The 21893-nt window shown below is 35.2% G+C and carries 20 protein-coding genes; 7 read left to right on the forward strand and 13 right to left on the reverse strand.

The features are described from left to right. Nucleotides 1-164: 164 nt before the first annotated feature. The 8 genes from CD172_RS07125 to CD172_RS07160 form a co-directional block, all read right to left on the reverse strand. A complete protein-coding gene (locus CD172_RS07125) occupies nucleotides 165-1202 on the reverse strand; it encodes an alpha/beta hydrolase (protein WP_103345922.1) in 1038 nt (345 codons plus the stop codon). Nucleotides 1203-1244: 42 nt separating this feature from the next. Further along, complete coding sequence (locus CD172_RS07130) at nucleotides 1245-2312, reverse strand: YkvI family membrane protein (protein ID WP_037566412.1); 1068 nt, start codon at nucleotides 2310-2312, stop codon at nucleotides 1245-1247. Between the two features lie 380 nt (nucleotides 2313-2692). Continuing rightward, nucleotides 2693-3193 (reverse strand): hypothetical protein, encoded by a 501-nt coding sequence (locus tag CD172_RS07135; RefSeq protein WP_037566411.1) that lies wholly within the window; start codon nucleotides 3191-3193, stop codon nucleotides 2693-2695. A gap of 140 nt (nucleotides 3194-3333) precedes the next feature. Beyond that, nucleotides 3334-4350 (reverse strand): FecCD family ABC transporter permease, encoded by a 1017-nt coding sequence (locus CD172_RS07140; protein WP_103345923.1) that lies wholly within the window; start codon nucleotides 4348-4350, stop codon nucleotides 3334-3336. Continuing rightward, nucleotides 4347-5348 (reverse strand): FecCD family ABC transporter permease, encoded by a 1002-nt coding sequence (locus CD172_RS07145; RefSeq protein ID WP_103345924.1) that lies wholly within the window; start codon nucleotides 5346-5348, stop codon nucleotides 4347-4349. The genes CD172_RS07140 and CD172_RS07145 overlap by 4 nt, the downstream gene beginning before the upstream one ends. A 21-nt stretch (nucleotides 5349-5369) precedes the next feature. Next, a complete protein-coding gene (locus CD172_RS07150; RefSeq protein ID WP_037566407.1) occupies nucleotides 5370-6176 on the reverse strand; it encodes an ABC transporter ATP-binding protein in 807 nt (268 codons plus the stop codon). Between the two features lie 199 nt (nucleotides 6177-6375). Next, entirely contained in the window at nucleotides 6376-7209 is an 834-nt protein-coding gene (locus CD172_RS07155; RefSeq protein ID WP_037566498.1) for a YitT family protein, read from the reverse strand. Nucleotides 7210-7721: 512 nt separating this feature from the next. After that, entirely contained in the window at nucleotides 7722-8948 is a 1227-nt protein-coding gene (locus CD172_RS07160) for a NupC/NupG family nucleoside CNT transporter (protein WP_060552394.1), read from the reverse strand. Nucleotides 8949-9215: 267 nt separating this feature from the next. Between CD172_RS07160 and CD172_RS07165 the strand changes: the two genes are divergently transcribed. The 3 genes from CD172_RS07165 to CD172_RS07175 are packed head-to-tail and all read left to right on the forward strand — an operon-like array spanning nucleotide 9216 to nucleotide 11611. Beyond that, complete coding sequence (locus CD172_RS07165; RefSeq protein WP_060552393.1) at nucleotides 9216-9452, forward strand: FeoA family protein; 237 nt, start codon at nucleotides 9216-9218, stop codon at nucleotides 9450-9452. Continuing rightward, complete coding sequence (gene feoB / locus CD172_RS07170) at nucleotides 9445-11439, forward strand: ferrous iron transport protein B (RefSeq protein WP_103345925.1); 1995 nt, start codon at nucleotides 9445-9447, stop codon at nucleotides 11437-11439. The genes CD172_RS07165 and feoB overlap by 8 nt, the downstream gene beginning before the upstream one ends. Nucleotides 11440-11449: 10 nt before the next feature. Beyond that, complete coding sequence (locus tag CD172_RS07175; protein WP_060552391.1) at nucleotides 11450-11611, forward strand: FeoB-associated Cys-rich membrane protein; 162 nt, start codon at nucleotides 11450-11452, stop codon at nucleotides 11609-11611. Between the two features lie 62 nt (nucleotides 11612-11673). On the opposite strand, the gene CD172_RS07180 is transcribed toward CD172_RS07175, so the two are convergent. Beyond that, complete coding sequence (locus tag CD172_RS07180; protein WP_103345926.1) at nucleotides 11674-13398, reverse strand: ABC transporter ATP-binding protein; 1725 nt, start codon at nucleotides 13396-13398, stop codon at nucleotides 11674-11676. 217 nt (nucleotides 13399-13615) lie between these two features. Here CD172_RS07180 and pbp4 point away from each other — a divergent pair, with 217 nt between their 5' ends. Then, entirely contained in the window at nucleotides 13616-14896 is a 1281-nt protein-coding gene (pbp4, locus tag CD172_RS07185) for a penicillin-binding protein PBP4 (RefSeq protein WP_103345927.1), read from the forward strand. A gap of 39 nt (nucleotides 14897-14935) precedes the next feature. Here the strand turns inward: pbp4 and tagD are convergent, their stop codons facing one another. The 3 genes from tagD to CD172_RS07200 all read right to left on the reverse strand — a co-directional run bounded on the left by tagD (nucleotide 14936) and on the right by CD172_RS07200 (nucleotide 17541). Beyond that, on the reverse strand, nucleotides 14936-15334 hold the full coding sequence (gene tagD, locus CD172_RS07190; protein WP_037566401.1) for a glycerol-3-phosphate cytidylyltransferase: 399 nt from the start codon (nucleotides 15332-15334) through the stop codon (nucleotides 14936-14938). Nucleotides 15335-15463: 129 nt separating this feature from the next. After that, a complete protein-coding gene (tarB, locus tag CD172_RS07195) occupies nucleotides 15464-16555 on the reverse strand; it encodes a teichoic acid glycerol-phosphate primase TarB (protein ID WP_103345928.1) in 1092 nt (363 codons plus the stop codon). 182 nt (nucleotides 16556-16737) lie between these two features. Next, on the reverse strand, nucleotides 16738-17541 hold the full coding sequence (locus tag CD172_RS07200; RefSeq protein WP_037566496.1) for an ABC transporter permease: 804 nt from the start codon (nucleotides 17539-17541) through the stop codon (nucleotides 16738-16740). A gap of 410 nt (nucleotides 17542-17951) precedes the next feature. On the opposite strand from CD172_RS07200, the gene tagH reads away from it, so the two are divergent. After that, nucleotides 17952-18746: a teichoic acids export ABC transporter ATP-binding subunit TagH gene (gene tagH / locus CD172_RS07205; RefSeq protein WP_037566400.1), complete on the forward strand. Its 795-nt coding sequence runs from the start codon at nucleotides 17952-17954 to the stop codon at nucleotides 18744-18746. A gap of 61 nt (nucleotides 18747-18807) precedes the next feature. Here the strand turns inward: tagH and tarA are convergent, their stop codons facing one another. Further along, the gene (gene tarA / locus CD172_RS07210; protein ID WP_060552387.1) at nucleotides 18808-19632 is read right to left on the reverse strand and encodes an N-acetylglucosaminyldiphosphoundecaprenol N-acetyl-beta-D-mannosaminyltransferase TarA; all 825 of its coding nucleotides are present in this window, start codon (nucleotides 19630-19632) and stop codon (nucleotides 18808-18810) included. A 567-nt stretch (nucleotides 19633-20199) separates the two neighbouring features. On the opposite strand from tarA, the gene CD172_RS07215 reads away from it, so the two are divergent. Next, nucleotides 20200-20946: a M50 family metallopeptidase gene (locus CD172_RS07215; RefSeq protein WP_060552386.1), complete on the forward strand. Its 747-nt coding sequence runs from the start codon at nucleotides 20200-20202 to the stop codon at nucleotides 20944-20946. A gap of 665 nt (nucleotides 20947-21611) precedes the next feature. Next, the coding region (locus tag CD172_RS07220; RefSeq protein WP_142384433.1) for a helix-turn-helix domain-containing protein at nucleotides 21612-21893 on the forward strand (282 nt) is incomplete at its 3' end.

Genomic DNA, 21893 nt, shown 5'->3' on the forward strand with positions numbered 1-21893 from the left:
ACTTGAAATACCTACCTTTTAGTATGATGTTACCATGCAATACAGTAAATAAAAATCAATACAAGTATAGAAATAACCCTCAAACATTTTGACGACAACATGTTTGAGGGCTATTTTATAGACGTTGTTGCTTTATAATCTCATCCATTTGGCTATACATCTGTTTAAGGCATTTCTTCATACGGATTTAGGTTAATATCTGTTTGTGGTGCTCCATCAATGTCAGATTTCAAATTTTGTTGTGTGGTATTTCTACTTAAAAAACTCAAAACGCGACGTATGTTTTCACGAGATTCTGGTTTTTCAAGATGAAATTGATATTGATGTTTTAAATGATGTGACCCATTATAAAACAACGTATCAACCGGGATTTGTTGCGATTTTAGAGCATGTGAAAATGAATCATTTTGAGAACGGAATGGGTCAGCATCGCCTACAGATAGATACGTTGATGGAAATTTCGATGTAATTTGACGTTCTGTAGACATTTGGTTAATAGTTTTAAAATGGCTTTCCCAATCTCTGGCCCCTGTATAACTACGCATAAACAAATCAATACGGGGGAATTCAGTTTCACGTACTGTATGCATATTATAAAAACCCCCGAAAAAAATAGCGGCTTTAATATTGTTTGGCGTCACTTGTTGTTTAAATCCCATCGCTTCTCTTAGTTCGGCATTGGTTTGTATCGCAGTAAATTGACTGTTAATTTGAGCGCCAGCAGAATCACCACCAAAAACAACTTGATTCATATCTACAGGTAATTTATTTTGATTGGCTTTGATAAAAGCTACTGCTTTATCCATTTGAATTAATGGCGTTGGATATTGATATTCAGGCGCTAACGCATAGTTGACGTTGACTACAACATAGCCACGTTCAACAACATTAGCGAGCAAGGGGTTTTTATATTGTTTGTCTCCCGCAATAAATCCACCACCATGCGCCCAAAAGATGACAGGTAATTTTTCATTTGCACTAATATTTTTAGGCATCAAAATATCCAGTTGACTATTAGGCAAACTTTTCATATATGTGATGTCCGTAAGTGCCGTGACATTATTATTTTGAATAGCAACTTTCTTTTTATGTGATGCTTCTTGTGACTTTTTAGTTCCAAAAAAATAGCCGACGACAAGGCCGGCTATGACTATAAAGACAATACATGCAATCACAAGCCAACTCTTTTTACGTTTTTTCATAACAATCTTCCCTTTCGGAAAAATTTTATCATATCTTATGAATTAAGCAATGTATTTCTTATCCTGAGATTTTCTATAAAAATATTTAACCATTACAGCAATGACGATAAATAAACCAATCACACCCATCATCGGGTAAACAAATGCGATAAGCCCTTCAAAACCTACAAAACTTAAGGCATATGCCACTGGCATAATGATACTAATCATGACGTAATATTTTTTAGTATATGGTTTTGTAAAACGTGCCGCAAATGAATACGATAAACCTAAAATCGTATTGTACATTACCGCAAGCATTACGATTGAAAATACAAACGTTAAAATTGGTGAAATCTGCCCTGCTAACACAAGTGTTGGAATCGCTGAATCTTTAATACTTGGATATTCAGACTGTAACGCAAAGTTAATTAATCCAAGTAAAACGAGATATACTACACCACCAACAAGGCCACCCAGACCTGATACTTTACGTTTAGACGCATCGCCACCTATCGCAACTAATGTACTAAAGCCAACAGCAAAAGCTAAACCACCATAGTTAAAACCATTCCATATACCTTGAATGAGACTTGGTTTTTCAACAACACTATTGACTTCCGAAAAGCCGATAGATCCTTTAAATAAGTATGTTGCTGCTATAATGACAACTAAAATAATTAGAATAGGTGTTACAACGCCTAACGCCCCGACAATTTTATTGAAGTCCATCAACAATGTCAGAAATACAAGAATACACATAATTAACGCGCCTAACCATACTGGCACACCATAACTTTCAAAAAACGTGGATCCTGCACCAGCAATCATTGTAATGGTTACTGCATACAGCGATAAAATTAAAATATAATCAATAATCAATCCTAACTTTCTGCCGAATAGATATTCTAGAGTGGATTCGTGATTATTCGCATCAAATGCCGTTCCGATTTTGGCTACTTGACGCCCAATGAATGTAAGGATAAGACCTGAGATAACCACCCCAATATAAGAATAAATCCCGTACATACTAAAGAATTGTTTTACTTCTTGACCTGTCGAAAAACCTGCACCTACGACAACGCCAACATAAGCAAAAGCAATTTTAATTGCTTCAGAATATTTGTGCATCTGTTTTGACCTCCTCATTTGCAAAACACGTTAAACATTAAACCACATTATACGCTTTATTTCAAATTTATAACCCGCTTATCAATTGCTATAACCATTGTAATGACGGGATTTAAACACAAAATAAAACTTATTATGCCATTGTAATTATACACAAACAAGTATAATTTGAAACGTATTCATTTTGATTTTGTATATTTATGCAAAAATAAACCATTTACAAACGACGCGATGAAAATTTGTTGTCAATTGTACACTGCAATCTTATGACATTAAACATGTTAAAACTACTTTATAATTAGAACTCACTTGCAACACTATAAATTAATATAAAAAAAGAGATGGTACATAGGTCCCACCTCTCTTATATAGTAACAATTTTACTTTGCATCTTTGAAATGATTTAAATCACCAATATCTACAACGACTTGATCCATTCGCTTCGCTGTTTCTTTTAATACATTACGCGCTACTTTGTTTTCAGGGTCAATTTTTAATATCTGCTTGGCAATATCAAAAGCTTTTTTATCCGAAATGACTGGTTCAGGAATCGCATGAAGTAATAACATTTGAAGTAAGCTTTTAACTTCTTTTCCTTCAGTCAAAGTAATGGATGACTTGGCATGATAGTATGCTGCATCGAGTGCACCAGGTACATCACTTAGAGGATATACGAGGAGCAAAAACGCAAGGTCATGAATTTCTGACGTTTCTTCTTGTTTAATCATATCGAGAAGACACGTATAATACATCACACTTTCATCCTCATGAGCACTAGAAATATACGCTTCTTCAAAAGCTAAGAAATCAGTCGCGGACATTAAGCTTTTAACAGCTGAAAATTCGCCGTTCAATACGTGTTTTTGAATTAAATCTTGCATCGCTTGTCCTCCTGAATTTGCATCTCATAATAATTACATTTATTTTAACATAATTTTTAAGGAAATGCTTACTGATGCATCATTAAATTTTGTTTAGAAACACATAAATTCACGATGTACGCTCACATCACTACACATATTTATGTACCTTTAACTTTATACATTAAATATAAAAAATAAGGTGCTCCAATGATCGCAACGATAATTCCTGCTGGCAATCCATTGGGTTGTACTAAGTTTTGACCTATAGTGTCTGAAATGACTAGGAGTATCCCGCCTATCATCATCGCTAACGGTAAAAAACTTTGATGTCTTGGACCAATGATTGTACGTGCTATATGGGGTGCCATCAAACCTATAAATCCAATCGCACCTACAATGGATACTGCTACTGAAGATAATAATACGGCAAGAAATACTAATATGAGACGTTGACGTTTAAGAGAGATACCTAAGCCTAATGCAATCGCATCGCTCGTATTTAAAATATTAAGTATTTCAGCTTTATATAACACAACAGGAATGATGATGAGAAGCCATGGCACAAAAGTCCATACAAATGGCCACGTATCTCCCCAAATATTTCCTGCAAACCAAGTTGAAATAAATTCTGACTGACTGCGATCAAACGAAGAAATTAACGTTAATGCGCCACCTGAAAGCGCCGCGGATAACCCAACACCCACTAAAACCATACTTGCCGGTGATAAACCCTTTTCACCTTCATAACTAAAATAAAAAATAAAAAGTGTAACAATCAATCCACCACATAAGCTGACAATTGGTAACATATAAACAAAGTCGTCAGCTTTGATTTGTCCTATCGCGATAAATAACGCAATCGCAAAACCGCTTCCAGCATTGATACCAAGTATGCCAGGCTCAGCAAGACCATTTCTTGTTATGCTTTGTAATATGGCACCACTTAAGCTGAGTGCTATCCCAGCACATAGCGTGACAATTAAACGCGGTAAACGAAATTCAAATAGGATAAGCTGTGTCGCCCCATTACCTTGACCAATGAGTGCGCTGACCAACTCTCCCAAAGTCATCGGAAACGCTCCCGTCGTTAAACTCAATATTATAGAAAGGATACATAAAATACCCGTTAAAATTAATGAAAGGCGTCGCTTTTGTTTGATGTTTCGAGCAATCACACGAGACGACCTCCCTTCTTAATTAAGTACAAGAAAAAAGGCACACCAATAAATGCGATAATGGCACTCATAGGTGCTTCTCCTAGTAATCTTGCAATAATATCTGCAATTAAGACAAGTGCACCACCAAATAAAGCTGAGAGTGGCAAGATTTTCTCATAATCTGTACCTACTAGAAATCGCACTAAATGTGGTATGATCAGCCCTACAAAAGCAATTTGTCCTACCATTGCCACTGAAATTCCTGCTAAAAGCATCGTTAATAATAATGCAATGATGCTTATACGTGTCGTGTTTTGTCCTAATCCTTTAGCAATCGCGTCGCCTAAACTCAATATAGTCAGTTGGCGTCGCATCAGCATAAGTATAATTGTTACTGTCACAACAAGTGGCACACTGATAGATAAATGCTGCCATGTTGTGCTCGATATCCCTCCAGCGTTCCAAAAATTAATCGATTGATTTAAGCGATACGTTAATGCCAATCCTTGACTTAGTGCAGTGAGCAATGCACTAATCGCTGCACCAGCTAAAATAAGCCGCATCGGTTGATAACCACCACGTTTAGATGCACCCACTGATAATACAAATACCCCACCTAAAATTGCACCCATAAAACTGAATAGGATGACTACAAAAAACGGCGCTTCTGGATAAAACACAAAAGTAGCCGCTAAAGCAAACGCAGCCCCAGCGTTTAAACCAATTAAACTTGGGTCTGCGAGTCCATTCTTTGTAACACCTTGAATTACAGCACCAGATACCGCCAGTGCCATGCCAACAATCAAGGCCCCTATGTCACGCGGTAATCTAATTTCTACTATAATATTATGTGCTTGATTAGAGGCATCATATTGAAATATTGCAGTCCATATCGTGTGTAGGCTAACGTGTGCTTGTCCTAACATCATCGATGCGATAAAAGCAATCACTGTCACACATATTGCCACGAGCATATATACACTGAATTTTAATTGAGCAGTCACTGTGCTTTTCATTCGAAGTCCTCTTTCATTTTATTAATTTACTTTTTCATAGTGTTTACACAGTAAATTGTACGTTACTAACATCGGTTTACCTGTTCTTGGGTCCGTGCTTAATTCAGCGTCAATATTAAACACTTCTTCGAGAATTTCATTTGTTAAAACATCTTCTGTTTCGCCTTGTTTAACGATATCACCATTTTTCATTGTCACTAAGTAATCTGAAAAACGAATGGCTTGGTTAATATCATGTAAAACCATTACAATCGTTGTCCCATGTTCTTGATTTAATGTTTGAACTAATTCTAAAATTTCAAGTTGGTGTGAAATATCTAAATACGTAGTTGGTTCATCCAAGAAAATAATATCTGTCTTTTGCGCAAGCGCCATAGCAATCCATACACGTTGGCGCTGACCACCACTTAAGTCATTGACAGCACGGTGTTTAAAATCATGAGTGCCTGTGACACGCATGGCCCATTCGATTTCTTTTTTATCTTCATCTGATAAACGACCAAAGCCTTTTTGATGAGGAAAACGACCATAGGAGACTAACTCACCTGCAGTAAGCCCATCAGCTACGTCAGGAGACTGCGGTAATATCGCAATCTTTTTCGCAATTTCTTTCGTTGACTGTGACTGAATATTTTTCCCGTCTAAATAAACCTCTCCACTCTTCGTACTCAATAATCGTGATAAAGCCTTTAACAATGTAGATTTCCCACAACCATTAGGTCCGATGATAGATGTGATTTTCCGATCAGGAACTGCAACATCTAAGTTATTCACGATGATACGATCACCATATCCAATTGTCACTTCTTTTCCTGTTAATCTACTCATCATTATCCTTCTTTCTACGCTTACCATTTTATAGCGTTCATTTATAAAATATGCGAATATGCATCTCTAATTGAGAATCATTTTCATGTCCGTTCATTATATCATTTTTTAAAACGCTTTTCTATTTGAAAATCATAAAATGTAACGTACAAAAAAAGACAAGAATCGTGCGTATTAACGATTCCTGTCTTAATTCATATTAATCTTCAACTAAAAAACCATTTCCATAAACATCGCGCACATCATGGACTACGACAAATGCATTTTGATCAATTTTTCGAATCATGCGCTTCGTTCTTGATAATTGCGTTTTACTAATCACAGCATATAATACATCTGTTTCTTGTTTAGAAAAATATCCGCGCCCATTTAAGATTGTTACACCACGTCCAATATCTTCATCTATCATCTTCGCAACACGATCAGGTTCTTTAGAAATAATAGTCACTGCTTTTTTAGGGTTTAAACCTTCGATTACGAAGTCTATCACTTTTGTGCCAATATATAGACTGATTAATGTGATTAATACACGGTCTAATGGAATAACAGTTAATGAAATCATCACCACAATAAAATCAAAAAATAGTAATGCATACGGTGTACTCACGTCTAAATATTTATTGGCAATACGCGCTAAAATCGTAGTTCCGGCTGTCGTGCCTCCTGCAAGTATGATGACGCCTATACCTAACCCTACCGTCAAACCACCGAAAACGGCATTGACAAGAATATCATCCGTTTTAACAGACCATGATTCTGTTAAACTTAAAAAAACAGATATAAGCACTGTCGCAAACACCGTTAAATACATACTACGTTTACTTAAATACTTGTATCCGACTGCAATCAGTACCGCATTCACGATAAAATTGGTCCATGCAGGTGAAATATGAAACGCATAGTATAAAATAATTGCCAAACCTGTTACGCCACCCTCACCGAGGTCACCCGCTATGATAAATGCATTGACCCCAGCCGCAAAAATAAAACTACCGATGATGACTAATATTAAATCTCTCACTGTTCTTTTCACACCATCATCCCCCTTATTCATTTTTCTACACTCTTAACACTAGCCATATTATCACAATTTGGTCACTAATCGTACCCCATGAGAAATATTGTATTGCCATACATAATTTTGAATCAAAATTCATTTTCAAAAAAATCAAACGCCTCTCATCCTTGTCATATCAAAGATAGTAGCGTATTGCTATAAATAATTTTACAAATTTCTGAATATTTCGTTTACTTTAGGTCTATCTTTATGTATAATAAGAATTACCTTATTTGTTGCAAGTCAACAAGAGGCCATCTCCTTTGTGTTGTTTATAGTAAGAGAGATTTTTGCTCGTAGGTTGATATTTTGCTCGAGTATCAACCCAATTATTCATTTCCCGTCAAGGCAGTTCGGCAATAGCTGAGCTGTCTTATTTTTTCATTTGATTTTTAAAGCTATTAAATAACCTCCAACATTCATCTGTAAATGTTGGAGGTTTTATCATCAAAGCTCTCAATGGTAATATCTATCGCCTAAAATTTTGTTTACCAAGCAAATAAACCTACAAATCCTGCAGTTAATAATGAAACTAAAACACCTGACAATAACATCATCGGTACATATTTTGATACAAAATCCGACGTTTTTTCATTAACTATTCCTTTAAGGGTACCGATAATCATCCCTACTGTAGAGAAGTTTGCAAATGAAATTAAGAATGTTGTAATAATTGCACGACGATGTGGATCGTAATGTTGCACATCGCCCATGATTTCACCCATAACAACAAACTCATTCGTCACGATTTTTTTAGCCATTTGTTGTGCCACATCCCACGCTTCATTAAAAGGTAGACCTAACAGTAGTGCGAATGGATACATAAATACCCCTAAAATTTGGTCTAAACCGATGCTACCTTTAACGTGGAATAGCGATGCGATGCCTCCTGAAATAAGATTAATAAGACGGTCTGCCAATTCAGCTAAAGCTACAAAACTTATAACAAAAGCAATAATTATTAAGACAAGTTTCCCAGCATTTAATACTGAATCACCTAAAAATGAGAAAAACGGTTGACGCTTTTCGTTTGTTCTCAGTTCATAAATCACATCTTCTTCTACATCAATACGTACTGGATTTAAAATAGAAGCGACAATCATCGCATTAATAATATTGAGCGGAATAGCTGTTAATACAAGTTCGCCAGGTAACATCGTCACGTAAGCACCAACAATTGCACCTGAAACGGAGCTCATTGACATCATTGCAATCGTAAGTACACGTGCATCATTAATGCGTTTCACTTGTTCACTTGAAACAGCAATGGCTTCTGTATTTCCTAAAAACATCATTTCAATTCCAAAAAATGCTTCAAACTTCGGTTGACGTGTAATTTTAGCGAGCACCCAACCGACACCACGCATAAAGAACGGTAAAATACGTAAATACATTAAAACATCAAACAATGGTACAACTAATAAAATCGGGAACAAAGCTGCGACCGCCATGTCCATTTGTTTATTCGTTGTCCAACTCTTGAACGCGAAACCAACGCCTGAGAATGCGGCATCAATTACCCAGGAAATACCTGCAGCTGCCATTTCAACAACTTTTGTACCTGCTGGAAAGTATACAAAGAACCATGCAAGAAACAAGTTTAATAGCACTAATATCCCAATTGATCCCCATTGAATATTTTTACGATCTCGTGAAAACAATGCTGCAACGCCTATAAAAGCTAACAACCCAATTATGTTAATAATTAAATACATAGGTTTAAACCCTATCCTTTCTCTGATTTCAACACTTTAAGTATACCACGCACGATTGTTGGTGAGAATATCTTTTTAATTGTCCTTACACGCCATATTTTGTGATACAAACTGTATTTGATTAATCATTTTTACTTTATCGGTCAAATGCATAAAATGTTTAATGTCACGTATTTTCCACAAAAAAGTTATTGTGAAAAAGTGTTAAAGCGTTTATAATCTTCAATGAAAATGATTATCATTAACATTTAAAAGTGGGTGGTTTGCATGACATATGTTGCTGAGGCTCAACTCGGAGTGAATTATGTCGTTACGACTTTGGAGATGAATAATATCAACTTAAAACATCGCTTACGTGCACTCGGATGCATTGAAGGGTGTCAATTACAAGTGCAACAAAAAGGGTTGTTTAAAGGCCCTTGTACAATCAATATTAATGGTCAACATATTTCAATACGTTATTGTGACGCATGTAAAATTGGTTTGGAGCATTGTCATGAGTAACGCTTATTGTATTTTAGGAAATCCAAATGTCGGTAAAACTTCCCTTTTTAATGCACTAACGGGTTCATATGACTATGTGGGTAACTGGAGTGGCGTTACTGTAGATAAAAAGGTCGGGCAACTTAAATCGCACACAGGACAATTAATTGATCTTCCTGGTATTTACGATTTAGTCCCTATTTCTCGTGATGAAACTGTCGTTACAGATTACCTCATTCACGATCAATTTGATGGCATGATTAATATTATCGATGCTGCTCAAATTAAACGTAATTTTAATTTAACCATTCAATTATTAGAATACGGAGCACCATTATTAATAGGACTCAATATGATAGATGTGGCAAGTCAAAGAGGTATTAAAATTGATTATGAGGCACTTATGCGTAAATTACACGTCCCTATTATTCCTGTGATTGCGCGGACTGGAAAAGGCAGCACAGACATGTTAAACGCATTAACTGATTATCATTTAACGCCTCAACGCCCATTAATGATTCATTATGGTACACCAATTGAGCAATTGATTACTGAAATAAAACAACACATTCCAGAAAACTACGTATTACATCAAAAACATCATCGCTTCGTCGCCATTCAATACATCTTAGATAATCCAACGATTAAAACTTCTTTAGATTCAATCACCCAAGAGAAAATAGATGCATGTATTCAAGCTTTTAAAGCTACACAAGATGTCGATCTTGAACAAGAAATTATTACGCAACGCCAACATTATATCAATCGTTTATTAGATGATGTGGTCACGTATCCCTCAACACCACAGCATCATCTTACAGAACGTGTCGATGCGCTTTTAACGCATAAAATTTTGGGTATCCCTATATTTTTATGTTTAATGTGGCTAATTTTTCAAATTACTTTTACTTGGGTAGGAACACCACTATCTGATCAACTTGATGCATTTTTCGGTGGCACACTCACTGACTTTGCCATAAAAATAATGACGATGTTGGGCATTTATCCGCCTATTCAAGCATTAGTCACAGATGGTATTATAGCTGGTGTTGGTGGCGTATTAGTATTCGTTCCTCAAATTTTAGTGCTATTTTTCTTCATTTCTTTATTAGAAGACTCTGGTTATATGGCACGTATTGCGGTCATTATGGATAGAATAATGGAAAATTTTGGCTTAAATGGAAAGTCCTTTATCCCAATGATTATTGGTTTTGGTTGTAATGTACCAGGGATTATGGCCGCACGTAGTATAGAAGAGGAAAAAGAACGATTAACTACAATTTTAATCACACCATTTATGTCTTGTTCTGCCCGCTTACCTGTTTATGGCCTTTTCGTTGCCGTATTTTTTGCACAACATCAAGCACTTGTCGTATTAAGTCTTTACGTGTTAGGTATCGTAGCTGCTTTAGTAATGAGTTACATTTTAACTAAGACTGTTCTAAAAAAAGATACCTCCATTTTTGTCGTTGAACTTCCACCCTATCGCCTTCCTTCTATAAAAACGTTATGGCGTAGTACTTGGGAAAAAGGAAAAGGTTTTGTCAAAAAAGCAGGCACATTTATTTTTGCGGGTTCAGTGATAATTTGGTTATTAAACTATGCTGGACCTCATGGTATTAATGTTCAAGCACATGAAAGTTTTTTACATGTCATTGGTTCAGCGATTGCACCAATCTTGTCACCTGTTGGCTTTGATAGTTGGCAAGCCGCAGCTACTTTAATTCCCGGATTTTTAGCAAAGGAAGTTATTGTCAGTGCGATGGCGATCATTTATGCGGTTAATGACGATGCGTTAGTATCTATGGTTTCTACGCATTTCACAGCGTTGTCCGCTTATAGTTTTATGGTATTTATCTTGTTGTACACACCATGCTTAGCAACTGTTGCAGCGATACGCAAAGAAACAACATCATGGAAATGGACATTACTCGCAGTGGCTTATCCAATTACAGTTGCATACTTACTATCTCTAGTAATTTATCAAATTGGTAGCTTAATGCTATAGGAGTGATGAGATGACTTTATTAATCAATATTGTATTCGTTTTAATCATTGTCAGTTACGTTGCTTTTGTATTACGGCGTTACATGCGAAAGTCTAAACAAGGACAATGTAGTGCTTGTGACGTCAACGATGGTTGTACCTCTCATACAATTTCTAAACCTAATATAAAATAAAAACAAGGTGGCCTTGTACACGTTGATGTCAATTTTTGCTTCAACATGTCTTGGCCACCTTATTATGATGTTGTTAAGTTTTGTGTTTCTACGAAATGTTGATACATTTCATGAGATTGCATTAACTCCCCATGTTTACCTGTTCCAGTCACACGACCTTGATCTAAGAAAATAATTTGTTCTGCTTTTTTAATCGTTGAAAGTCGATGTGCGATGACAATAGTTGTTCGATTTTCCATTAAAACATCTAACGCTTCTTGAATTTTACGTTCACTTTCACTATCTAAATTGGCAGTTGCTTCATCTAGTAATAAAATATCAGGATCTTTAATAAAGCTACGCGCAATATCAATACGTTGACGTTGACCTCCGGAAAGCTTCAATCCTCGCTCACCTACAATCGTGTCATATCCATCTTCAAATGTTTGAATAAAATCATGACAATTCGCAAGACGTGCATAATACTCCAATTCCTCTTGTGACACTTCTCGCTCAATACCGTATAAAATATTATCTCGTATTGTACCATTCATCATCGCGTTACTTTGCATCACATAACCGATTTTACGTCTCCAATCACTTAAACTAATGTCATAAATTGATTGTTGATGATATTGAATATCTCCTGATTCGATTTCATACATACGTTCAATCAAACTGAAAATTGTACTTTTTCCTGACCCAGATGGCCCAACAAATGCTGTCACTGCACCACGACGAATGGTAAATGATACATCTTGTAATATCGGCTTAACGTCATATTTAAAAGACACGTTGTTAAACGTTAAATCTCCGTGGTTTAATAGATGATTGGTATTTTTAAGCTCTATAGGTTCAAGTGGTTCATGTAAAATTTCATAAATCCGACTACTTGCACCGACCGCTTTTTTGTAATCCGTTACTAATGTAGATAAATTAATAAGCGGTATTGATAAATTCAGTACGTAGAATATCATCGCAACAAGTGTTCCGGCTGATATCGCACCAGAAGATATACGCAACCCACCAAACCCTAGAATCATACCAATTGTAATCAGCATAATAATGCCAGAAATAGGTTGAATCACTGCGGCAATTTTGGCTTGCTTTAAACCAAGTTTATAGATTTCATCTAAGTTATAGCGCGCTTTTTCAAGTTCAATATGTTCCGTATTCGACACTTTTACAAGTCTCATTTCTGTTAAAACCCGTCCAAGTAGTCCGCTGAAATTTGCAATCTCATTTTGCGTATTCGTCGATATTTTTTGCATAATTTTACCAAGTGGTGTAATAATGATTGCAAATATAGGAATGGTAATAAACGTTAATAATGTCATTTGCCAATCTAATATAAACAACATTATTAAAGAACCGATGACCGTAATTACGGATGGAAAGAAACCTGGTAGTTTTTGAGATATAAAGTCATTGATTACTTTCGTATCATCAGTTAATCGGCTCATCAATTGACCACTTTCGTTTTTATCAAAGAAAGGCATTTTTAAATGAATGATATGACGCCATAAAACGGAGCGAATCGCATAAATGACTTTTTCACCAATTTTATTTAATAAATAATAACCAAGTCCACTGAGTATCGCATTGACTAAAAATACCCCAACAATAATCATAATAAATGTTGGATTAATTGAAGTTAATGTAAACTTATCAACAAGTTGCCCCGTAAATAAAGGCACCAATAACCCTGTTAAACTCCCTAAAGATGCGATTAAAACTGCAACAATAATCAAACCCACTGGCCATGATATTTTTTTTAATAAGTAAATAAGTGGATTCTCTTTTTTCATAAATGGTTACCTCTTTATTGATTATTGTCGTGAAGGGAGTCTTCCCTCACACCGACGTCATACTTCAGGACGTCTTATTTAACATATACACTGTTCATTCAACACAATAATTTTTATGTTCCATCGCAAGACGCATACATCTCACAAAAAAACTGTGGTAAAATAGAATTTCGGTTGTTCCAAACAAAAAAGTTTTATCATTTTTGAAGGAGTGCATATGAAAAAAGTAATTCTGAGTATTTTAGTTGTATTCTTCGCTACAACTATTATAACACCTTTTACTAAAGCGAATACAGCAACACCTGTTGATATCGCAAATCAAAACGGCTATGGCGTTGGTTATGGATTTCAACCTGAAGGCCTTGTCAATATAAGTGAAACGGGCCAAATTCTTTATCAATACCAAGATAAACAGAAGTGGTACCCTGCTTCTATGACAAAATTAATGACCATGTATCTGACATTAAAAGCCGTTAAATCAGGTGACTTAAACCTTAATGATACGGTTAAAATTACAGATCAGCATTATAGAATGTCTACATTACCTGAATTGAGCAATACAAAGCTTTATCCAGGAGAAACTTATACAATTGCAGAATTACTTCAAATCACAGTTTCCGCTTCTAGTAATGCTGCTTCCTTAATATTAGCTCAAAAAGTATCAGGTTCCACATCTAAATTTGTCGATGATATGAATCAAACCGCAAAAGATTTAGGCATGGCTCAAACGCATTATGTCAATCCAACAGGTGCTGAAAATTTTCGTTTGCAAGAATTTGTGCCACAAAAATATAAAAATGAAACCTCATCTGTTTCATCGCCCCGTGATTATGCGATATTAGCTCAACATACGGTGCAAGACACACCGAAGATATTAGATTTCACAAAACAAATCGCTCCTACTCAGCACGGTGTTACATATTATACATTTAATGACCTGCTTGAAGGCGGAAACATGAGTTTACAAGGTACCGACGGCCTTAAAACAGGTTCAAGTGATCTTGCTGATTATAATAATACTTTAACGACAAAACGTGGAAAGTTTCGAATTTTCCATGTCATTATGGGTGCTGGAGATTATAAAAATTTGGGTGGCGAGAAAGAACGAAATATGATGAGTGCAAGTACAATTAATGTTGCATTTTATCAATACGATTACCGTAAAATCTTATCTAAAGGAGAACATAAGATCAATGGTAAGACGTATTATGTTACTCAAGATTTATATGATGTTGTGCCAAAATCAATGACCAAACCTTATCAATTTGTCATTGAAAACGGTGAAGTTCATCTTAATTACAAACGTCAGTTTATTTCTAAAGCTTATGGTCCTCCAAAAGTTGAAGTTGAAAAACCTATTGTGTATCAATCCAAATCATTTGTTGTCAGTTCTTGGAAAGATCACCCAATATTAACATCTTTAGGATTTATCTTTTTAATTGGCTTCTTATCCGTTATCATTTATTACTTATTATTTTTAACAATTAAACGACGATAAAATTATAAAATAAGGGAAAGTTGCTTGAGCAACTTTCCCTTATTTTGCGTCTTTACCGTATAATTCTTTTTTAATTTGCGTTGTTGAAATACCTTCAGTACGTTTAAGATATATCACTTCACATTTATCTTTTAAGAAGTCGAATTCGCCTTCCCAATCATGACCCATCACAAAAGTATCAATCTCATACTTTTCTACATCAGACTCTTTTTGACCCCAATCATGTTCTGGAATAACTAAATCCACATATCGAATTGATTCTAACATCATTTTACGTTGTTCAAAATTATAGTAAGACTTTTTATTTTTAATACGATTAAATTCGTCGCTAGATAATGCAACGACAAGGTAATCTCCCATTTCTCTTGCACGGCGTAATAATTCGATATGACCGTAATGTAAAAGATCGTACGTTCCATAAGTTATGACACGTTTCACATTTACGCCTCCTTAATATTTTTAATCTCGCCTTAACATATAATAAGAGTATAGCATGCGTCAAAGCGAGACACAATTTAAAATCCTTAATAAAGACAATACTAAATAATTTCGCTATAACCTTATAATTTATATTTTAGTAAGACGATCTACATATATAGCGATTTGATTTAAAGTAGATTGCTTATTATACGTATGCCAATCTTCAAATAGTGGTTTTAATTCATGTTGTTTTAAACGTTGATAAATATCCGCTTCACGATACACTTTATAATCTGTAGGGATATCATAAAAATAAGCATTCAACCCACGTGCTTTTTCATATTCTTGTTCATCATAAACATAATATAATGTCGGTTTTTGAATTAAGCTTGCCTCAATAGGTAATGAGCTATAATCAGAAATAATGACATCCGCCAGTACAATTAATTCAAATACAGATAATCCATAATGCTCTGACGCAACGTTGACGGATGGATGGTAACGCGAAATTAATGTATAGTCAGGTAATGCTGCCTCGAACGCTTCTTTATTTAAGGTACGGTTCGTCATCCCCTCTTCACGATAGGTCGGTAAATATACCGCAATTTTCCCGTCTAATCCATGTTTCTCCTTAAGCTCTACCTTTAGCGCATCTAGGTCTAAAGAAAAATAACGCGAGAGCCTCGGTACACCAAAATTAACCAATTGTTCGTAATGCGCATTGAATGCATTTTGAAAACATGTCGCCATTTGTTGGCAACCTACTAAATATTTATCCGTTGCATTATAAACGTTTTCGTATTGCCTGACTAATTTGTCATGCTCATGATCTACCGAACGATCTTCAAAACCAAACTTCTTTAGGGCACCTGCCGCATGCCACGTTTGGATAACCGTCTGACCTTTTTTCTTCTTAAATCCTGCCATCAAGAGATGCAAATTATCGACAAATATCACTTTTGCACTTGCCATCATAAATAGAAGTCTCAATACATTAAACTGATGAAATTCATAACTAGAGACTTCCTTCAAAGCTCTCACTGCTTTAAGATGTTCCCGCTTCGCAAAAACGGTGACGCGAAATCCACGTTCATTCAACTTATTTATAATCGGATACATGTCTTCCTTAAAATTCATTATAACTACGATATGATTGGCATCCACGCCACGTTTTTGAAAAAAAGCCATCAAAAACTTAATCATTATGATGTACATCTCTTTAAGCCAATATCGTACCATTACAAAACACCGCCTTATATATGTTGTTTATAAAAAAAGCTGGACCACTCGCGCGCCAGCTTCATAGAATATTGACATTGAATGACTGGACAAAAGTATATCATTGCATACTTAGCACCAAGCCACCACCGTCAGCAACGAATCATTAGATGGATTCGTTAACCGCTCATTCTTTGATTGTATTACATAAAATCTGCAAAGTGATCTCTGTAGCGCATATGCAACATCGACCCAATTACAAAGAATACACCTGCAACTAAAACATTATATAAAGCGAGTTCCCAATGCGTGATAAAGTACCATTCTTTAAACAATATCGCCGCACGATAACTTTCCGCAATAAAATAAATTGGATTAAACATCATAATCTTTTCCGGCAACGATCCTGGTTTAGGTACCCAAAGAATCGGTGATGCATAGAAAAGAACCCTTAATAAAGCTTGCATCGCCATTTGCGTATCACGTACAAGTACACCTAACGTTGACGTTAGCAATGAAATTGACATTGTGATAAAGTACGCTAACGGAATAAATAAGACTAATTGTATAATATGAATTGAAGGCGGAAGCCCTACAATCGTACAAAGTCCAACTATCGCCAATACAAGCACAAGATGACCGTATAATTTACTCGTTACAATATACGTTGGAATGATTGAAAGTGGAAAATTCATTTTCGCCACTTGTCCGTACTTCATCGTAATAGATTTTGTCCCTTCTAAAATCCCTTGGTTGATGAAGAACCACATGCTAATACCAACGAGTAACCAATAGATAAACGGCACACCATCAATAGGATGGTTACTTCGAATTCCAAAACCAAAAACAAACCAATACACTAAAATTTGAATCACTGGATTAATAATTTCCCAAGCTAACCCAAGATAGTTATTATGGTTGGTTATTTTCAATTGGAACTGTGCTAAACGTTGTATGAGATAGAAGCTTCTCACGTGCTCTTTTAGCACGGTTAAAACAGATTTCATAACTGACCACGCTTTCACATGCGACAATCTATTGATATCTCACAAACTAAAAATAACTCCCAATTTATTTAAAGTTTGACCGACTCGCGTATATCGCATATCCTTTAATTGAAATAGTTCATTGCATTAAGTAAAATTAATACATTGTATCCTTAAATAATTTACAATAGCTTTACAAAATTAACAACTACTTAGTAATATGATTATAATCTAAAGTGATTGATTGATGAAAGTCAAAAATGAAAGATTTTAAAATCTGTAACTTCATTTGATACGTTTATAATCAAAACAAACGATTTATCATAGATAATTTATATCTATACTACTACTCTACCACGACTCTACAAATGAGGCACGAATGAAATATAATCTTTCACGTAACACACTTTTTAAGTTAGGAATGTTGAATAATGAAGCCAACGGTAAACATCGACCATGTTACAAAAGAATACCGTATCTATCGTAATAATAAAGAACGTATTAAGGACGCCATTTGGCCAAAACATAAAAATAAGACCTTTTATGCATTAAAAGATGTATCCATACAAGCCTATGCGGGTGATGTCATTGGTCTTGTAGGTATTAACGGATCTGGAAAATCAACGTTAAGTAATATGATTGGGGGCTCCCTTACACCTACTCACGGACACATTGATAAAGCAGGTGACGTCAGTGTTATTGCGATTAATGCTGGTTTGAATGGCAATTTGACAGGTATGGAAAACATTGAGTTCAAAATGTTGTGCATGGGATTTAACAAACACGAAATAAAAGCACTCACACCTCAAATCGTAGAATTTAGTGAATTAGGTGAATTTATTTACCAACCTGTTAAGAAATACTCTAGTGGGATGCGTTCGAAGCTAGGTTTTTCGATTAGCGTTACGATCAACCCTGAAATATTAGTCATCGATGAAGCTCTATCCGTTGGTGATCAAACATTTACTCAAAAAAGCTTAAAAAAGATATATGAATTTAAAGAAGCCGAAAAAACAATCTTCTTTGTTAGTCATAACTTACGACAAGTTCGCGAATTTTGTACTAAAATCGCATGGATTGAAGCTGGACGCCTTAAAGATTTTGGACCTGTTGATGAAATTCTTCCAAAATACGAAGCCTTTTTAAAAGATTTTAAGAAAAAATCAGTCGCTGATCAAAAAGCATTTAGAGAACAATTAGATGCAGATCGTTTTGAAATCAAGTAACATTGATTGATTATACAATAGAAAAGACGTATTTCCATTAGTATATTGGAAATACGCCTTTTTAATTTTTAAAATACTTTTGTTTATACACAGCAAGAATAAACTTCGGAATACGTTTAAAACGATGAATACGTTTAATATCGGTAATGCCTCTATATACCCACTCTAAATTGAGCGCACGCCACATATATGGGGCACGTTTCACTTCACCACTGAAAACATCTATAGAGCCACCAACACCCATCATCATCGTGTGATCAAAATGATGACGATGATGTTGAATCCATTGTTCTTGTTTAGGATAACCCATTCCAACAAATATAAAGTCTGGATTAAAGTCACGGATGACTTCAACAACTTTAGGATCAGTAATGTCAATAAAACCATGATGCGTTTGAATGATTAAATTAGGATATTGCTTTTTAATACGACGCGCCGCTTTCTCAACTACAGGAGACGTTGCTCCGAGTAAAAATACTTTGCGTTTCTCAATATCAGCAATATCTAAACATTGTTCCATCACTTCAATACCAGGTACACGTTCTTGTAAAGGTTGGCCTAAAATTCTCGCTGCTTTCACAATGCCTGTGCCATCTGGAATAATATAATCCGCTTTCGTAATAATGTTTTGGTACAATGGTTCTTCTGATGCATAGTGAACTATTTCAGGATTTGCGGTCACAACGAATAAATTGTGTGCTGTGTCTGTGTGCATATAACGCATAATATGTTCACGCATATCTAGTAATGTAACGTTATCAAACTTAACATCCAACACTTGAACTTGAGCATGTTTTTTTTCAAGTGCATAAGAATCCGGTTTGCTAACTACGTCATGACTAGGAAAAGAGCGCTCACTTTTTATCTCTGGCAACACTTTTGCCATAGTCTCACCTTCATTCCCTTATATTTTACATAAGATTTACATATCATTTATGTAACTTTAACACATTTTACACCTAAATCAAGTTAATTAAACATAATTAATACCAAAGTATGAGGGCAATGTTTATCCTAATTCACAATAACGCCATAATTTTAAGATTCACCGTCTATTGAAGTGTCCCATCATGTGTAACGCTCGTATAGGTGCCGATTGAATCTTTTTGTAGTTGACTCCAGTACAAGCATGATATGTTCCTATTGTTATAATGATATTCAATCATACCATTTTTATTGATGCATTATTAAAACTAAATCATCTTTTTTACATAGTTATAACTAGATTTAATGCTTAATTGATAAAAATTTTATGCTTATGCCCATCATTTATTTTTATTCACTCATCCTCTCTTTATACTCCTATGTTAAAATGGACACAACTCATTTTAGTAAACATACGTGTACATCTTTAAGATTGCCAACCCATGGAGATATACGTCTAAAGTCTATAGTCAAGGCCCGGAACAATCACGTATAATAAACCCAATTACATTCAGAAAGGATTACATTTATGATGGATCAATCATGGCTCATTTCTCCTGTTCCGATTTCCATTATGCTTTTATTATTTATTACCACCCTCTACGTGGTAAGCCATTACTATCAACGTCGCCCTATTTTTTCATTATTAGACATTGTATTAAATTATATTCCAGTGCTTACGCATGAATTCGGGCATGTATTGTTCAATCGATTAAGTGGTGGACGTGCCGTTGATTTTGTCGTTGTTGTTAAAAGAAGTGAACGACTTACAACAGGACAACAAGGCTATGCGATTACAAAATCACGAAACCGCTTAGGACAAATTTGGACTACTTTAGGTGGCTATATTATGCCTCCTTTTATGTTGAGTGTAGGCCTCATTATGCAAAGTAAAGGATATGGCGCATTATTCATCTTATTTTATGTCCTAATATTTTTATATTTTACGGTCGTTACTTCTCGTAAAATCACACCTATCTTCATTATATTAATACTTACTTTAACAATTTATTTAGGTGTACAATCTGAAAATCTAACGAATTACTCATACATTTATATGCTTATCTATCATTTTATTTTAGGCACATTACTTGGTGAAGTGTTGCAATCAACCGTGACGATTGCCCAATTAACCTTCACTAGACCTAGACCTTCATGGGATGGAAGTGCATTGAGTGCTCTCACACACATTCCTACCTTATTTTATTCAAGTATTTGGATCATTTTAAACTTTACAAGTATCTACTTTCTCTTTCAACAACTCTTTGCATCGTAAACACTTGAAATCACTCAAGTATGGTAATGAGATGGTAGATTTAATAGGAGCTGGGATATAAATCATTAAACCTATAATCGTCCCTAACGCCTCGCTTTTCTAGGCGCCTTACCTCAACTAGGGAGCATTAAAGAAATCTAATTGATTTCGTTGTAATGCCCGCCGGTGCATGAAGACGTTAGGAATGAAATGAATTACGTCTTCAGTACACCTATGAACATGCGTGAATAGGTGGTCAATAGCCAAGCTTTTAAGCGCATACGCAATCCAATCAGCTACTGCCTTATATATTGTAAAAGCCATTAGTCTTAGATTTTTGCTCTCAAAATGGATTTTCGGTTGCGGCTACATGCCTCAGAAGTCTCGGCTAAGGGATCAATCACAATTCATCATAGTGTCCATCACTAAGACGAAATCGATTTATAAAGATAAATAATAGCTAACAAAGTTCATGTATCAATGAATTTTGTTGGCTTATTTTTAATTAATAGGTGTGCTATGACGCATCCCCGTTTTGTCGTTTACAAGAATCTATAACAATTGAAACACATGATGAGGACTTTCTCTCTACCAATCAAAAGCCATCAAAATTCATCTCGTGATGAATGATATGCTCCCTATAAAGTAGACACTTAAAAAGTGAAAACTTTATAGGGAGTTTTTGTATGAGGAAAAGTAAACTAACACTTGAGCAATATCACCAAATCTTTCGTTTATATGAAAAAGGATATTCCTTTCAAGCTATTATCGAAAAGCTCAATCTAGATATCGATAAATCTGTATTATCGCATGCTTATAATAAATATATTAATCATGGTGTAGACTCTTTGTTAATTCGGAGAACAAACCATACTTATACGGCAGAGTTTAAAAAAAAGGTTATTGAAGAACATTTAGTTAGCGGAAAATCCATGAGTTCAATTGCAGCTAAATATAATATCCCCTCT

Origin of the sequence: Staphylococcus agnetis (genome assembly GCF_002901865.1) — a bacterium.
Classification (GTDB): domain Bacteria; phylum Bacillota; class Bacilli; order Staphylococcales; family Staphylococcaceae; genus Staphylococcus; species Staphylococcus agnetis.

What these genes read in the sequence shown, in the direction of transcription:
- CD172_RS07125 (WP_103345922.1), bottom strand. Translation starts at nt 1,202, where the DNA reads ATGAAAAAACGTAAAAAGAGTTGGCTTGTGATTGCATGTATTGTCTTT.
- CD172_RS07130 (WP_037566412.1), bottom strand. Translation starts at nt 2,312, where the DNA reads ATGCACAAATATTCTGAAGCAATTAAAATTGCTTTTGCTTATGTTGGC.
- CD172_RS07135 (WP_037566411.1), bottom strand. Translation starts at nt 3,193, where the DNA reads ATGCAAGATTTAATTCAAAAACACGTATTGAACGGCGAATTTTCAGCT.
- CD172_RS07145 (WP_103345924.1), bottom strand. Translation starts at nt 5,348, where the DNA reads ATGAAAAGCACAGTGACTGCTCAATTAAAATTCAGTGTATATATGCTC.
- CD172_RS07150 (WP_037566407.1), bottom strand. Translation starts at nt 6,176, where the DNA reads ATGAGTAGATTAACAGGAAAAGAAGTGACAATTGGATATGGTGATCGT.
- CD172_RS07160 (WP_060552394.1), bottom strand. Translation starts at nt 8,948, where the DNA reads ATGTATTTAATTATTAACATAATTGGGTTGTTAGCTTTTATAGGCGTT.
- CD172_RS07165 (WP_060552393.1), top strand. Translation starts at nt 9,216, where the DNA reads ATGACATATGTTGCTGAGGCTCAACTCGGAGTGAATTATGTCGTTACG.
- feoB (WP_103345925.1), top strand. Translation starts at nt 9,445, where the DNA reads ATGAGTAACGCTTATTGTATTTTAGGAAATCCAAATGTCGGTAAAACT.
- CD172_RS07175 (WP_060552391.1), top strand. Translation starts at nt 11,450, where the DNA reads ATGACTTTATTAATCAATATTGTATTCGTTTTAATCATTGTCAGTTAC.
- CD172_RS07180 (WP_103345926.1), bottom strand. Translation starts at nt 13,398, where the DNA reads ATGAAAAAAGAGAATCCACTTATTTACTTATTAAAAAAAATATCATGG.
- pbp4 (WP_103345927.1), top strand. Translation starts at nt 13,616, where the DNA reads ATGAAAAAAGTAATTCTGAGTATTTTAGTTGTATTCTTCGCTACAACT.
- tarB (WP_103345928.1), bottom strand. Translation starts at nt 16,555, where the DNA reads ATGGTACGATATTGGCTTAAAGAGATGTACATCATAATGATTAAGTTT.
- CD172_RS07200 (WP_037566496.1), bottom strand. Translation starts at nt 17,541, where the DNA reads ATGAAATCTGTTTTAACCGTGCTAAAAGAGCACGTGAGAAGCTTCTAT.
- tagH (WP_037566400.1), top strand. Translation starts at nt 17,952, where the DNA reads ATGAAGCCAACGGTAAACATCGACCATGTTACAAAAGAATACCGTATC.
- tarA (WP_060552387.1), bottom strand. Translation starts at nt 19,632, where the DNA reads ATGGCAAAAGTGTTGCCAGAGATAAAAAGTGAGCGCTCTTTTCCTAGT.
- CD172_RS07215 (WP_060552386.1), top strand. Translation starts at nt 20,200, where the DNA reads ATGATGGATCAATCATGGCTCATTTCTCCTGTTCCGATTTCCATTATG.